Below are 620 nucleotides of genomic sequence, written 5' to 3'. Positions count from 1 at the left end.
GGTGCACTCCCAGCCGGACGCCCTCCCGGGCGACGGCGTCCAGGGCGCGGACCACCGAGCCCGCGGCCGGGCGTCCCGGGTTGCCCAGGGCCGGATCCACCAGCACGTCGAAGTCGTCCACCAGCACCACCAACCGCGGCAGGCCGTGCCCGGGGGCCTTCGGCGCGCCGCCCGGTGAGGAACGGGCGCGCAGCCGTACCGTGCCGCGGTCGGTGTCGGGGCCGGCCGAGCCGGCCGGTACCGCGGCCGTGCCGCCCTGCACGTACGTCTCGTAGTGCGCCGAGCCCAGCAGTTCCGAACGCCGCTTCACCTCGCGGCTCAGCGACTGGGCGAACTCCCGCATGCCGACCGGCTCGCCGGCCTGGAGGTACCGCACCACGTGCGGCAGTTCCGCGCACACCCGCAGCCCGTCGCCGTCGCCGTCCACCAGCACCAGGCCCAGCCGGTCGGGACGGTCGCCGGACGCCAGCGCTGCGGCCAGCGAGCACAGCAGCTCCGTCTTGCCGGTGCCGTCCGTGCCGCTGACCAGCAGATGGCTGCGGTCGGTGGCGAGATCCGCGGTGACCGGACCGCGCGGCCCGGCCCCGAAGACCAGCGCGGCGCTGCCGCCACTGCGGTCG

Annotated in this window: 1 protein-coding gene; it reads right to left on the bottom strand. The window is 76.8% G+C overall.

Translation table 11 applies throughout. The annotated features are described in order from the left end of the window. Positions 1 to 620: FtsK/SpoIIIE domain-containing protein (locus ACYVE9_RS30015; RefSeq protein ID WP_461031010.1), on the bottom strand; the 620-nt coding region annotated here is incomplete at both ends.

It is taken from the genome of Streptomyces sparsus (assembly GCF_054776295.1).
The sequence above is the reverse complement of the archived record's forward strand: the minus strand, read 5'-3'. Positions and strand labels throughout refer to the sequence as shown.